The organism is Flavobacterium cucumis (genome assembly GCF_900148835.1).
In the GTDB taxonomy this organism is placed as follows: Bacteria; Bacteroidota; Bacteroidia; order Flavobacteriales; family Flavobacteriaceae; genus Flavobacterium; species Flavobacterium cucumis.
The window spans coordinates 708641-722168 of sequence record NZ_FRYK01000001.1; the positions used below are offsets into that span (position 1 = coordinate 708641).

Genomic DNA, 13528 nt, shown 5'->3' on the forward strand with positions numbered 1-13528 from the left:
AAAATCAAAACCTTGCAACGACGATTGTGCTTGTCATTAATTAATGTTTCTTATTATGACTTGGTTCGTATATCAATCTTAAAAACGAACTAAAGCGTTCATTTTCTCTATTTACGGGAATTCCAGTTACAATACCTACCATTAAATTTTCAGCAATACCTACTCGCATTTGTGGACGAATTGTCATATCAAAATCGTTATTATGATTAATTTCTTTGTTGAATTCTATTCCAATAAAATTACGCGTTCCAGAAATCATATAATGAAAGTTGGAATTGATTTGGTAATTCGTATGCCAAGAATTCTCACTAAAATTATGCTCAAAAACAGGTCCAGTGTACAACAATGTATGAAAATTATCACCCCATCTTTTAGCGGCTACAAAAAAAGGATTGTATAGATTTCCTTTAAAAAATCGGTCGCTATCATAATTTTTAAACTCCGTCATTTCAAATTCATGAATGTAGCCAATTGCCAAAGTAGTTTTATACTTTTCCGAGACTAAAAAAGAATATTGGGCCGCCAATTTTAATCCGTTAAGTTTGCTATTTGGCGCTTGAACATCATTTGCTAATGGATAATAGAACGAAAAAGGTAGTTCGATTTCTAAACCCAAACGGTCTATTGGTGCCCATTCGTATTCTACCAAGGCAGTGTATCTATCATACGAATTAGCATCAGCTAAACCAAAACCAACATTCCATTCCTTTTCCCCTTTTCGCGCTCCTAAATCTCGAATTAAATCAATATAAAGTGGTTCGGCATGTAAGATTTTAGGTCGAAGTTTTGGATTTTCAACTTCTTGTATATACAAACTGTCTTTTATTTCGTTTTCAGTTTGTGCTTGTGATGGAATTGTAAAAAGGGCAACCATCAACCCTACTAAAACATAATAGTTTGTTTTCATATTCTAATTTGATAATAGACATTTAAAAATTACTCCATTATTGGAGTTAAAATCATTTGTAAAAAATCAAATTAAATAAGCGGTGGTGGCGAATTAATTTCTAAGGAAACACTATCAAAAAATGGCAATTGTAAAATGGCCTTTTCATTGGAATTCCAATTAAAGTTATTACACTTAAAACCATCATTTTGATGGAAAACAAAAAAATCTAAAGAAATTGATTTTTTTGTTGATTTTTGAGCATTATTCTCAACATCATCTTGCTCTGAAATAGCGTTTTCAAAACCTAATACTTTTTCAACCAAAAGTTCTACAATACTCTCTTGATCGTTGAATTTTAGATTTTCTTGTTGAGAAAAAATTTGGACATCAGGTGCATCTACACTACAATTCAAGAAATAAAACGCCATGAAAATCCAAAGGAATTTTACAAAACTAGTTCTATTTCTTAATCGTACCATAAAGCAAAAATAAACATCGAATATACAATGTAAAACGTTTTAACAAAGATTTATAGCTTAACCCAAAGCAACATCTAAAATCATCATGACAATAAATCCACCTATAAAACCTAAGGTAGCAATATCCGTATTTTTATCTTGTTGCGTTTCGGGAATTACTTCTTCCACTACCACAAAAATCATCGCTCCTGCTGCAAAAGCCAGTGCATAAGGCAGAATAGGTGTGAAAAAAGTAACCGCAACCGCACCTAAAACTCCGAAAATAGGTTCAACAATGGCAGATGATTGTCCATACATAAAACTTTTTGTTCTGCTCATTCCCATTCTACGTAACGGCATAGAAACCGCAATTCCCTCAGGAAAATTTTGAATTCCAATCCCAATAGCTAAAGTAACCGCCCCAGCAATTGATGCTTCTGGAATTCCAGCAGCAACGCCACCAAATAAAACACCAACTGCTAATCCTTCTGGAATATTGTGCAATGTAATGGCTAGAACTAAAAGTGTAGTGCGTTGCCAAGGCGATTTTATTCCTTCTGTCTCTTTGAAGTTAATGTGCATGTGGGGCAATATTTTATCCAATCCAAAAATGAATAACGCTCCCAAAGCAAATCCAACTGCAGCTGGAATTACTTTTAAAAAACCTTCTCCATGACTCATTTCGATAGCTGGCGCCAACAAACTCCAAAAACTAGCAGCAACCATTACACCACCAGTAAAACCTAGCATTCCATCTAAAACTACTCGGTTCATGGTCTTAAAAAAGAACACAAACGAAGCACCAAATGCTGTTAAACCCCACGTAAATGTTGTAGCCAAAAATGCCGCCAAAATAGGGTCAATACTCTCAAAAAAATGGATAATTGAATCAAACATAATTATTGAACGTATAAATTATTAGCAATTTTATTGGAAATCGTTAAGCGTTTTCCATCGATTTCTACGGTTAAGGTATCATCAAAATCTTCTTTGTCAATTACTTTTACAACCGAACCTAATGCAATTTTTTGCTTATCTAAATATTTTAAAAAATCGGTAGAAGAATCTTTCACTCCTACACAATGAAATGATGCATTAATTTCTACTTCCGATAACAATTGCTTTTCGATTTTCTTAATTATACCTTTTGCATCTGGAATAGGATCACCATGTGGATCAGCGACTGGAAACCCTAAAAAAGCATCCAACTTATTAATCAATTGTTCCGATTTTATATGTTCCAATTCTTCTGCAATTTCGTGCACTTCATCCCATGAAAAACCTAATTTATCCACCAAAAAAACTTCCCATAAACGGTGCTTTCTTACAATCATTTTTGCTGAATGTAAGCCTTTATCGGTTAAAGTAACACCTTGATATTTCTGGTAAGTTACTAAATCTTTATCTGAAAGTTTCTTCATCATATCGGTAACGGATGACGCTTTGGTATCGAGCATTCCTGCTATAGCGTTTGTGTTAACGCCTTTTGGAGACACCAACGACAAATGATAAATAACTTTAATATAGTTTTCTTCCGAAATGGTCATAATCAATTCATTTTGACAAATATATAAAGTTTTTTTAGTTTTGTAAATGTTTTATTTTTAGTTTTGTCTAAATTTAATTTTAAAATGTTTAAAATATTAATTTATACAACTCTGCTTTTTTCTGCTTTCTCATTTTCACAAAACACCATAAAAGGAAAAGTAACCGCTAACAATGAAGTTCTAGCATTTGCCTCTGTTTATATAAAAGAACTAAAAAAAGGAGTGGAAACCAATGAAAATGGTTTATATGAATTCAAAGATATTCCTAATGGTTCTTATACAATTACCGTTTCCTACATTGGGTTTAAACCCGAAAAAAAGAAAATAACGCTAACAGAAGACACCGAAACAACCCTTAATTTAAACCTAATCGAAGATTCAAACACATTAGAAGATGTAGTGATTTCAGGAACATTAAAACCAGTTTCAAGAATGGAAACCCCAGTTCCTGTTGAGGTTTACACCACTGCGTATCTGAAAAAAAATCCAACTTCCAATGTCTTTGAAGCATTACAAAACGTGAATGGTGTCCGACCTCAACTCAATTGCAACATTTGCAACACTGGCGATATTCACATTAACGGATTAGAAGGTCCGTACACAATGGTTACGATTGACGGAATGCCAATTGTAAGTGCGCTTTCAACCGTTTATGGTTTATCAGGAATTCCGAATTCGTTAATTGATAGAATTGAAGTAGTAAAAGGTCCAGCCTCAAGTTTGTATGGAAGTGAAGCGGTTGGTGGATTAATCAACATCATCACCAAAAAACCTTTGAACGCCCCTTTGTTTTCTGCTGATATTTTTTCAACTTCTTGGTTAGAAAACAATGTCGATTTAGGATGGAAAAGTACAGTTGGAAAAAAAGCAACAACTTTAGTTGGTATCAATTATTACAACTATAACCAGCCCATTGACAATAACAAAGATAATTTTACAGATGTAACGTTACAAAAACGAATTTCCATCTTCAATAAATGGAATTTCGATCGAAAAAACAACAAAGAATTCACCATCGCAGGACGATTATTTTACGAAGACCGTTGGGGTGGTGAAATGCAATGGAACAAATCCTATCGCGGTGGTTCAGAAGTTTATGGAGAAAGCATTTATACAAAACGAGTAGAACTTTTGAGTAAATATCAATTACCAACAACCGAAGACATGTATTTATCGTTTTCTGTAACTGCTCATGATCAAAATTCGGTGTATGGAAATACAATTTACTTGGCGGATCAAAAAATTGCTTTCGGACAATATACTTGGGATAAAAAATTAGAAAATCATAATTTGTTATTAGGATCCGCTTTTCGTTACCAATATTACAACGACAATACAACTGCTACGACAACTGCAGAACAAACAAAAATCTATAGTGTTTTTCTTCAAGATGAAATTAAATTAGCTGAGAAACATCATATTTTATTAGGTACTCGATACGATTACAACAACAATCATGGCAATATTTTCACTCCGAGAATTGCCTACAAATGGAATCCAACCGAAAATGATGTATTCCGAATTAATGCCGGAACTGGATTTCGAATTGTAAATTTATTTACTGAAGAGCACGCTGCTTTAACGGGTTCGAGAGACGTTATAATTACCGAATATTTAAAGCCTGAAACTTCTTACAACATCAATTTTAACTATTTAAAGAAAATCAGATTTGAAAACGGCACTTTTTTAGGGTTTGAAACATCGGCTTGGTACACCTATTTTAACAACCAAATTATTCCAGATTACGACACCAATCCAAACCAAATTATTTATTCCAACTTGAATGGCTATGCACAGACGTTAGGAATTAGTGGTAATATCGATTTAGTAACACCTTTTGGTTTAAAAGCTATTCTTGGTTTTACGATTATGCAACCTAAAAACGTCCAAAACGGAATTACAACTCAACCTGTTTTAACGGAAAAATATAGTGTTAATTGGGCCATAACGTACGATATTCCAAAATGGTTTTTAGCTATCGATTACACTGGGAATTTATATGGACCGATGCGATTACCCATTTTAGGTGATTTAGATCCAAGACCCGAATATTCTCCTGTTTGGAGTTTGCAAAACATTCAGTTTACTTATAAAAAATTTCGTAGTTTTGAACTTTATGGAGGTGTAAAAAATATTTTGAATTGGACGCCAAATAAAAGTATTCCATTTTTAATAGCTAGAGCAAACGATCCGTTTGACGAAGGTGTGGAATATGATACCAACGGAAATGTTTTAGCAACACCAACTAATCCATACGCGCTAACTTTTGACCCAAGTTATGTGTATGCGCCCAACCAAGGAATTAGAGCTTTTTTAGGAATTCGATACACCATTTTTTAATGCAACATTATCATTACATTTTCACAGGTTCAGGATTATCGGCTTTAATGACGGTTTATGAAATGCTTCTATCTGGAAAATTTGAAGAAAAATCCATTTTATTAATTGATGAGAATACTAAAAAAGTAAACGACAGGACTTGGTGTTTTTGGGATGAAAGCAATTCATTTGATGAAATCGTTTCAAAAAAATGGAATCAAGCCATTTTTGCCAACGAAAAATTCGATCGGATTTTAGAACTATCACCTTATCAGTACAAAAAAATAAATGGTTTGGATTTTTATGAATTGATTTTTAAGAAGATTTCCGAACACAAAAACATTCATTTTCTAAATCAAAAAGTAGTTGATTATTCGGAATTAGATAATCATTGTGTTGTAAAAACGGAAGCTGAAACCCTCACTTGTAACAAAATTTTCAATTCGATTTACAATCCAGAAGTTGTAAAATCGCAAAACAAATTCCCGCTAATTCAACAACATTTTATCGGTTGGTTTATCAAAAGTAAAGAAGCGGTTTTTACTCCAAATTGCGCCACTTTTATGGATTTTTCGGTGGAACAAAAAGGCAATACACGTTTTATGTATGTTTTACCAACATTGAAAAATGAAGCTTTATTGGAATACACGTTGTTTTCAAAAGACTTACTTTTGAGAGAGGAATACGAAGCTGAAATTCAGAAATACATTGAAAATTTAGGCATAACAGAGTACGAAATCATCGAAAAAGAACAAGGAAATATCCCGATGACATGTTATCCGTTTTGGAAACACAATACGAAAAACATCATTAACATTGGTTCGGCTGGCGGTTGGACCAAAGCAAGCACGGGTTATACTTTTAAAAACGCATCCAAAAAATCAAAAGCCTTAGTTCATTTTCTAAAATCAGAATCCGACTTTACGAAATTTCATAAAAAAGATAAATTTTGGTTTTATGATTTATTACTATTAGATATTTTAAGTTCGAAAAACAAATTAGGTTCTAAAATATTTTCATCGATGTTTAAAAAAGGTGATTCAACCGTGATTTTTAAATTTTTAGACGAAGAAACTTCAATTTGGGAAGATTTACAAGTCATTTGGAGATGCCCAAAAATGATATTTGTGAAAGCGTTAATTGGTAGAATCTTGAAATAAGAGTAAACTATCCAATCATAACAAATCTTTATGAATTGGTTTTCTGTTACAAGCGAAAAACTTTGTAACTTTGTCGCTCGTTAACTTATAACAATATACATTATGTATCCAGAAGAAATGGTAAACCCAATGCGTGCTGAATTAACAGATGCAGGTTTCAAAAATTTATATACAGCAGATGACGTAAAAAACGCTATCAAAGCTGAAGGAACTACTTTAGTAGTAATTAATTCAGTATGTGGTTGTGCTGCTCGAAATGCACGTCCAGGAGCAAAAATGAGTTTAGATGGGGGTAAAAAACCAGCTAACTTAATCACTGTTTTTGCAGGGGTTGACAAAGAAGCAGTTGATGCGGCTAGAACTGAAATGTTTCCTTTTCCTCCGTCGTCTCCAAGTATGGCATTGTTCAAAAATGGCGAATTAGTCCACATGTTAGAACGCCATCATATTGAGGGACGTCCAGCAGAATTAATCGCAGAAAACTTAAAAGACGCTTATAACGAATTTTGCTAATGCAATATTTTTGGCGCTATTAAAAAACCACCAAAACATTGGTGGTTTTTTATTTTATAGCTTACTTTTGTCAAAATTGATTTTTTATGAAAAAAATTCTTTCATACCCATTATCAATAGTTTATTACATTCTATTTTTACTTTGGTTATTAATTTTTCATCCTATTCAATGGGTTTGTTTCAATGCATTTGGATACAATGCACACAGAATAAGTGTGGCATATTTGAATTGGTTTTTAGTAAGAACGGCTCACGTTTTAGGCACAACTTACCACATTAAAGGAATAGAAAATCTTCCTGAAAACAAACCTTTGATTATTGTAGCTAATCATCAAAGTTTACATGACATCACAACTATCATATGGTTTTTGAGAAAAGCACATCCTAAATTCATTAGTAAAATTGAACTTGGAAAAGGAATTCCTAGTGTTTCGTATAATTTAAAATATGGAGGCTCCGCCTTAATCGACAGAAAAGATCCAAAACAAGCTTTACCAGAAATTAAAAAAGTAGCCGAATTAATAAATACTAACAATTATTCCGTGGTAATATTTCCGGAAGGAACAAGAAGCAAAACTGGAACACCTAAACCTTTTGCTACAAATGGATTAAAAATGCTCTATAAATTTGCTCCAGATGCTTACTTTCTTCCTATTACTATCAATAATTCATGGAAAATAACTAAATTTGGTACATTCCCTTTAGGACTAGGAGTCAAATTAGAACTAATCATACACAAGCCTATGAAAGTTTCTGAACACAATTTTGAAGAGCTTGTAGAAAAAACAGAAAATACAATTAAAGAATACATAAAAATATAACCATGTCTATCCAAAATGTTCGTCTAGAAGTAATGCAATTTCTAGAAAAAAAAATCGACACGTTTGTCGATGAATTTTTAATTCCGGTTGAAAAAATTTGGCAACCAACGGATTTATTACCAAATTCTCAAAACGAAAATTTCTTTGAAGAAGTTAAAGAATTAAGAGAGATTGCTAAAGATTTACCTTATGATTTTTGGGTAACACTTGTAGGCGACACAATAACTGAAGAAGCGTTACCTACTTATGAATCCTGGCTGATGGAAGTTGAAGGCGTAAACCAAGAGGGGGCAGGAAACGGCTGGAGCAAATGGATTCGTCAATGGACCGGTGAAGAAAATCGTCATGGCGATTTACTAAACAAATATTTATACCTCTCTGGAAGAGTAAATATGCGGGAAGTTGAAATTACTACACAGCATTTAATCAACGACGGTTTTGATATTGGCACTAGCAATGATCCTTACAAAAATTTTGTATATACTAGTTTTCAAGAATTAGCCACCTATGTTTCTCACAATCGAGTAGCTTTAATTGCAAAAAAATACGGCGATAAAAAACTTCATAAAATTTGCAACATGATCGCTGGAGACGAAATGCGTCATCACTTAGCTTACAGTGAATTTGTTAATCAAATTTTTAAAGTAGATCCAAGTGAAATGATGTTGGCTTTTCATCACATGATGAAACATAAAATTGTAATGCCCGCTCATTTCTTAAGAGAGTCTGGTCAAAAAATAAGCTCAGCTTTTGAACAATTCTCAGATTCAGCGCAACGAATTGGTGTGTATACAGCTGTTGACTATGTTGATATTATGCAAAAGCTAATTGATAAATGGGAAATTGATAAAATTTCAGGATTAACGGATGAAGCTGAAAAAGCTCGCGATTACCTGATGAAATTACCTGCAAGAATGATTAAAATCTCTGAGCGTTTAGTAATTCCTGAAACGGGTCATGTTTTTAAATGGGTTGAACCTGCTTTAGCTAGATAAGAATCATTAAAATTCAAAATTCCAATTTTACTTTTAAATTGGAATTTTTTATAAAATATCATATGAAAACAATACACAACACCATACTTTTTGTAAAAGAAAAACTTCAAAATGCGGAAGGAGGACACGATTGGTTTCACATAGAACGAGTTTACAATAATGCGCTCCTCATCGCTGATAGTGAAAAATGCGATTTAGAAGTAGTAAAACTAGCTGCATTGCTTCACGATATAGCAGATTCCAAATTTCATGATGGTGATGAAAGTATCGGACCCAAAATAGCAAGAGAATTCTTAATTTTACAAGATATTGCTGACGACAAGATAAATCACATTATTAGTATCATTGAAAACATGTCCTTTAAAGGTGGTCGTTTTGAAGCGAAATTCCACTCTAAAGAATTAGAAATCGTACAAGACGCAGATCGATTGGATGCGATTGGCGCCATTGGAATTGCACGTGCTTTTAATTATGGTGGTTTTAAAAATCGCCCTTTGTACAATCCTAATATTCAACCCAATTTGAATATGAGTAAAGAAGAATATAAGAATAGTGAATCCCCAACTTTGAATCACTTTTACGAAAAATTATTACTTCTAAAAGACAAAATGAATACTGAAACTGGTAAAAAAATCGCTCAAAAACGTCATGATTTTATGGTGATTTTTTTAGGTCAGTTTTATGCGGAGTGGGATGGGGAAGCTTAGCAATCAGTCGCAGTTTTCAGTTTTCAGTAACAATAAAAATTACCGCAATTAAGAATCTCATTTTGATTTGTTACTTTTTTGATATCCGTTCACATCAATTTTAGTAGGCTAAAACAAATAAAATGATATTTAAAAAATTTAATAAGGAAAACTGAAAACTATGACTGAAAACAAAATCTTATTTCCCAGGAAATTCCGCTTTCCTTTTTTCTAAAAATGCCGTAGTTCCCTCTTTAAAATCTTCGGTTCCAAAACAAAAACCAAAGTTTTCAATTTCTATTTGGTAACCGTTAACACCATCGGTATAATTAGCATTAACCGCTTGAATCGCTTTTGCAATGGCAACACTAGAATTTTTAGTAATTTTAGTAGCTATTCCTTTTGTAAAATCTAGTAATTCTGCTTGTGCTACAACATGATTTACTAATCCATAATTTTTAGCGGTTTCGGCATCAATCATTCCTGCTGTCATGATCATTTCCATAGCACGACCTTTTCCTACTAATTGTGCTAAACGTTGCGTTCCTCCATAACCCGGAATAACTCCTAAAGTTACTTCAGGTAATCCCATTTTTGCGTTATCTGATGCTACCCTAAAATGACATGACATCGCTAATTCTAGTCCACCACCTAAAGCAAAACCATTTACCGCTGCAATTACCGGAGTACTTAAATTTTGAACAAAATCAAACAACAATCTTTGTCCTTCAGCAGCTAATTTTCCTCCCTCTTTAACTGAGAAATTAGCAAATTCTGAAATATCAGCTCCAGCAACAAATGCCTTTTCTCCACTTCCAATTACAATGATTGCTTTTACAGATTTATCTTCGTTCAACGATTTAAACGCATCGTTTAATTCTTGAATGGTTGCTTTATTCAAAGCGTTTAATTTTGTAGGTCTATTAATCGTTACAATTGCAATTGCATCTTGTTTTTCGATAAGTATGTTTTCCATCTTTATTTGTTTTTGATTATTTATTTATTGGGAAAGAAACCAAGAATTCAGTTCCAACATTAAGTTCCGTTTCAAAGGTAATGGTTCCGTTATAATTTTCTATAATATTTTTAATAATGGCTAAACCAAGTCCCATTCCACTTGATTTTGTAGTGAATTTTGGTTCAAAAACGCGCTCTTGATTTTCTTTAGAAATCCCCTTTCCGTTGTCTTTTACTGCAATTTTCACATCATCTCCTTGTCTAAACACTGTTACAAAAATCAATTTATTAACTTGTTCTTCTGGAATAGCTTGGATAGCATTTTTTACCAAATTAGTAATAACACGTATTAACTGGGTTCTATCTAATTTGGCAATAATTTCCTCCTCTAATGCCGAAAACTGAATGTAATCTTCATTAAAAATTTCTAGCGCCATTTTTACAATTCGAACTACATTTAACGTTTCATTCTGTTGTGCTGGCATGGTTGCAAAATTTGAAAATGCTCCTGCAACAGCGGTCATTGTATCGATTTGCTGTAAGATAGTTTTGGTGTAATCGTCTAGTTTTTTTGAAATTTCGGGATCATTAGGATTAAACTTTCTCTGAAAACTTTGCACGGTTAAACGCATTGGTGTTAATGGGTTTTTAATTTCATGTGCTACTTGTTTTGCCATTTCACGCCAAGCTTGTTCTCTTTCACTTTGAGCCAAAATAGTGGCGCTTTCTTCTAGTTTATCCACCATATTATTGTAAGAGCGAATCAGTAAATTAATCTCCTTACTCCCATCTTCAATTACAATTTTCTCATTTAGTTGGTTTAGTTGGGTTTCTTGCATTTTATCACTTATAATTTTCAAAGATTTTGTGATATAGCTCGATAAAAAATAAGAAAGAACGATAGCTATAAAAAACATGAATGTATAAACTTGTCCAAATCGAATTAAAAAATTTTGAAGTTCATTGTCATAAAATTCAGTGTCTTCCTCATAGGGTAAGTTCAAAATGGCTAAAGGCTTAAACTTATTATCTTTTAAATAGGAATAAGAAGATCGATATGTTTTCCCGTCGACATTAGAAAATTCTACATAACGCTTCTCCAAAGAAGATTGAATAATTTTTAAAGTAGACGGATTTATTTTTGGCTTATCTGCATCCAATTTAAATATAGCTTTTGATGAAATTAATAAATTCCCTTTTAAATCAAAGAAATTAATTTCCATGCTATGTACATCAGAAATTTCATAGATTTTATCTTTAAAAATAAGTGGAATATTCTCGGGCGTAAGTGGATAATAATAATTCTTTGCGTTATCCGTAAACAAAACATAATTTATGTGTTCAGCAATAGCCGTTTCTTTCCGTTCTAATCGATCTTGATGGTATTCTCTAGCCTCTTTTCTAAATTGATAAATCGAAACGGTAGCTATAAGAATAGAGGCAATTAACGTTAAGAATATCATGGATAAAAATATTCTTACACGCAAAGAAAGGTTCTTAAAATTTAAAATTCTATCCATTAATTGTGCTAAAATTAGCTGTTATTTTTTGCTCGGATTTTTTTGTAAAGTTTAAAACCAAGCATTAAAACCATCGAAAAAGTAATAATTCCAACTACACCAAAAACCCAGTTAATTGCATTTTTTAAAATTACTAAAAAAACAACGGCAAAAAGAATAATTGTAGCGCCTTCATTCCAAATTCTAAAGAAATTGGAGGAGTGTTTTACATCATTACTTTGTAATTGCTTAAAAATTTGATGGCATTTTAAATGATACAAATACAATAAAAAAACAAAAGCTAGTTTTACATGCATCCAAGGTTGATTTAACCAAACTTGACCAACTTCGGTAAAAAACAACATCCAAAAAGCAAAAAGACTAGCTAAAACAGCACTTGGCCAACTAATGATGTACCATAAACGATATTGCATTAATTGGTATTGCTTGATTAAAATATCTTGTTCAGGTTGCGGCTTTTGTTTAGCTTCAGCGTGGTAAACAAATAAACGAACAATATAAAATAAACCTGCAAACCAAGTGACCACAAAAATTAAATGCAATGATTTTATGTAATTGTATAATTCCATTCTCTATTGATTTTGAAATGCCCATTGATCAATCCAACGGCTCATCGTTTTTACCCAATCCTCACTATCATTCAAGCATGGAATTGACAAGAAATGTTCTCCTCCATTTTCTTCAAAACTTTCTGCAGCTTCCATACCAATTTCTTCTAAAGTTTCTAAACAGTCGGAAACAAAAGCTGGGGTAACAACAGCTAAGTTTTTAATTCCTCTCTGTGCCAAACCATCAATGGTAGCATCTGTATAAGGTTGTAACCAAGGGTCACGACCTAAACGAGATTGAAAAGAAGTACTGTATTTACCTTCTTCTAAACCTAAAAATGCAGCAACTTGTTTCGTTGTTTCATAACATTGATGACGGTAACAGAATTCATGGGCTTTTGAAGGTGTATTACAACAACTACCATCTATTTTACAATGTGATTTAGTTACATCAGATTTTCTAATGTGACGTTCTGGCACACCGTGGTAGGAGAATAACAAATAATCGGATTTAAAATTATCTAAAGCCGTTTTTATGGAATTTGATAAATCCCTTATATAATCCGGTTGCTTATAGAAAGCAGGAATTATTGTAAATTCCATATTTGGAAATTGTTCTTTCCGAATCTCTTCAGCTAGCACTAAAATCGTTTCTGTTGTAGCCATTGCAAACTGAGGATATAATGGAATTAACAAAACTTCATCAACACCTTTATCGTGTAATTCTTTTAAACCAAACTCAATACTTGGATTCCCATAACGCATGGCTAATGATACAGGTACACTAACTTGCTCTTGAACTTTATTTTGTAGCCGTTTTGACAACACAATTAACGGCGATCCTTCTTCCCACCAAATTTTTTTATAGGCTTTGGCCGATTTTTTGGGACGTGTATTCAAAATAATGCCTTTTACTAAAAGTGCTCTTAAAAAATACGGAACGTCTATAACACGTTCGTCCATCAAAAATTCATCTAAATATTTTCTAACATCCTTTGGTTCTGGACTATCAGGCGAACCTAAATTTACTAATAATACTCCTTTCATATCCTATTTTTTTATAAAAGTACTTATTCTAATTTTCAACAAACAAAATTTAATACTTTTTTCTTTAT

At 32.7% G+C, this 13528-nt stretch carries 14 protein-coding genes; 6 read left to right on the forward strand and 8 right to left on the reverse strand.

What is annotated here, in order from left to right:
* Nucleotides 1-40: 40 nt before the first annotated feature.
* The 4 genes from BUE95_RS03360 to BUE95_RS03375 form a co-directional block, all read right to left on the reverse strand.
* Nucleotides 41-874 (reverse strand): HAEPLYID family protein, encoded by an 834-nt coding sequence (locus BUE95_RS03360; RefSeq protein WP_073582410.1) that lies wholly within the window; start codon nt 872-874, stop codon nt 41-43.
* 104 nt (nt 875-978) lie between these two features.
* Entirely contained in the window at nt 979-1368 is a 390-nt protein-coding gene (locus BUE95_RS03365) for a hypothetical protein (protein ID WP_073581391.1), read from the reverse strand.
* 57 nt (nt 1369-1425) lie between these two features.
* Complete coding sequence (locus BUE95_RS03370) at nt 1426-2244, reverse strand: ZIP family metal transporter (RefSeq protein WP_073581392.1); 819 nt, start codon at nt 2242-2244, stop codon at nt 1426-1428.
* Nucleotides 2245-2246: 2 nt separating this feature from the next.
* Nucleotides 2247-2894: a metal-dependent transcriptional regulator gene (locus tag BUE95_RS03375; protein WP_073581393.1), complete on the reverse strand. Its 648-nt coding sequence runs from the start codon at nt 2892-2894 to the stop codon at nt 2247-2249.
* 84 nt (nt 2895-2978) lie between these two features.
* Between BUE95_RS03375 and BUE95_RS03380 the strand changes: the two genes are divergently transcribed.
* The 6 genes from BUE95_RS03380 to BUE95_RS03405 all read left to right on the forward strand — a co-directional run bounded on the left by BUE95_RS03380 (nt 2979) and on the right by BUE95_RS03405 (nt 9409).
* Entirely contained in the window at nt 2979-5234 is a 2256-nt protein-coding gene (locus BUE95_RS03380) for a TonB-dependent receptor (RefSeq protein WP_073581394.1), read from the forward strand.
* Nucleotides 5234-6373: a lycopene cyclase family protein gene (locus BUE95_RS03385; protein ID WP_073581395.1), complete on the forward strand. Its 1140-nt coding sequence runs from the start codon at nt 5234-5236 to the stop codon at nt 6371-6373. Before BUE95_RS03380 ends, BUE95_RS03385 begins: the two co-directional genes overlap by 1 nt.
* A 102-nt stretch (nt 6374-6475) precedes the next feature.
* Nucleotides 6476-6886, forward strand: coding sequence for a BrxA/BrxB family bacilliredoxin (locus tag BUE95_RS03390; protein ID WP_073581396.1), 411 nt, complete (start codon nt 6476-6478; stop codon nt 6884-6886).
* Nucleotides 6887-6972: 86 nt separating this feature from the next.
* Nucleotides 6973-7707, forward strand: coding sequence for a lysophospholipid acyltransferase family protein (locus BUE95_RS03395; RefSeq protein WP_073581397.1), 735 nt, complete (start codon nt 6973-6975; stop codon nt 7705-7707).
* 2 nt (nt 7708-7709) lie between these two features.
* Nucleotides 7710-8702, forward strand: a complete 993-nt coding sequence (locus BUE95_RS03400) for an acyl-ACP desaturase (protein WP_073581398.1) — start codon at nt 7710-7712, stop codon at nt 8700-8702.
* Nucleotides 8703-8764: 62 nt separating this feature from the next.
* A complete protein-coding gene (locus BUE95_RS03405) occupies nt 8765-9409 on the forward strand; it encodes an HD domain-containing protein (protein WP_073581400.1) in 645 nt (214 codons plus the stop codon).
* 178 nt (nt 9410-9587) lie between these two features.
* Here the strand turns inward: BUE95_RS03405 and BUE95_RS03410 are convergent, their stop codons facing one another.
* From BUE95_RS03410 to hemH, 4 genes are all read right to left on the reverse strand, one after another.
* On the reverse strand, nt 9588-10370 hold the full coding sequence (locus tag BUE95_RS03410) for an enoyl-CoA hydratase/isomerase family protein (RefSeq protein WP_200778603.1): 783 nt from the start codon (nt 10368-10370) through the stop codon (nt 9588-9590).
* 10 nt (nt 10371-10380) lie between these two features.
* A complete protein-coding gene (locus BUE95_RS03415; protein ID WP_073581404.1) occupies nt 10381-11808 on the reverse strand; it encodes a sensor histidine kinase in 1428 nt (475 codons plus the stop codon).
* A gap of 71 nt (nt 11809-11879) precedes the next feature.
* Entirely contained in the window at nt 11880-12434 is a 555-nt protein-coding gene (locus tag BUE95_RS03420; RefSeq protein WP_073581406.1) for a CopD family protein, read from the reverse strand.
* 3 nt (nt 12435-12437) lie between these two features.
* Nucleotides 12438-13460 carry a ferrochelatase gene (gene hemH / locus BUE95_RS03425; protein ID WP_073581408.1) on the reverse strand — a complete coding sequence of 341 codons (1023 nt, stop codon included), beginning with the start codon at nt 13458-13460 and terminating at the stop codon, nt 12438-12440.
* Nucleotides 13461-13528: the final 68 nt, after the last annotated feature.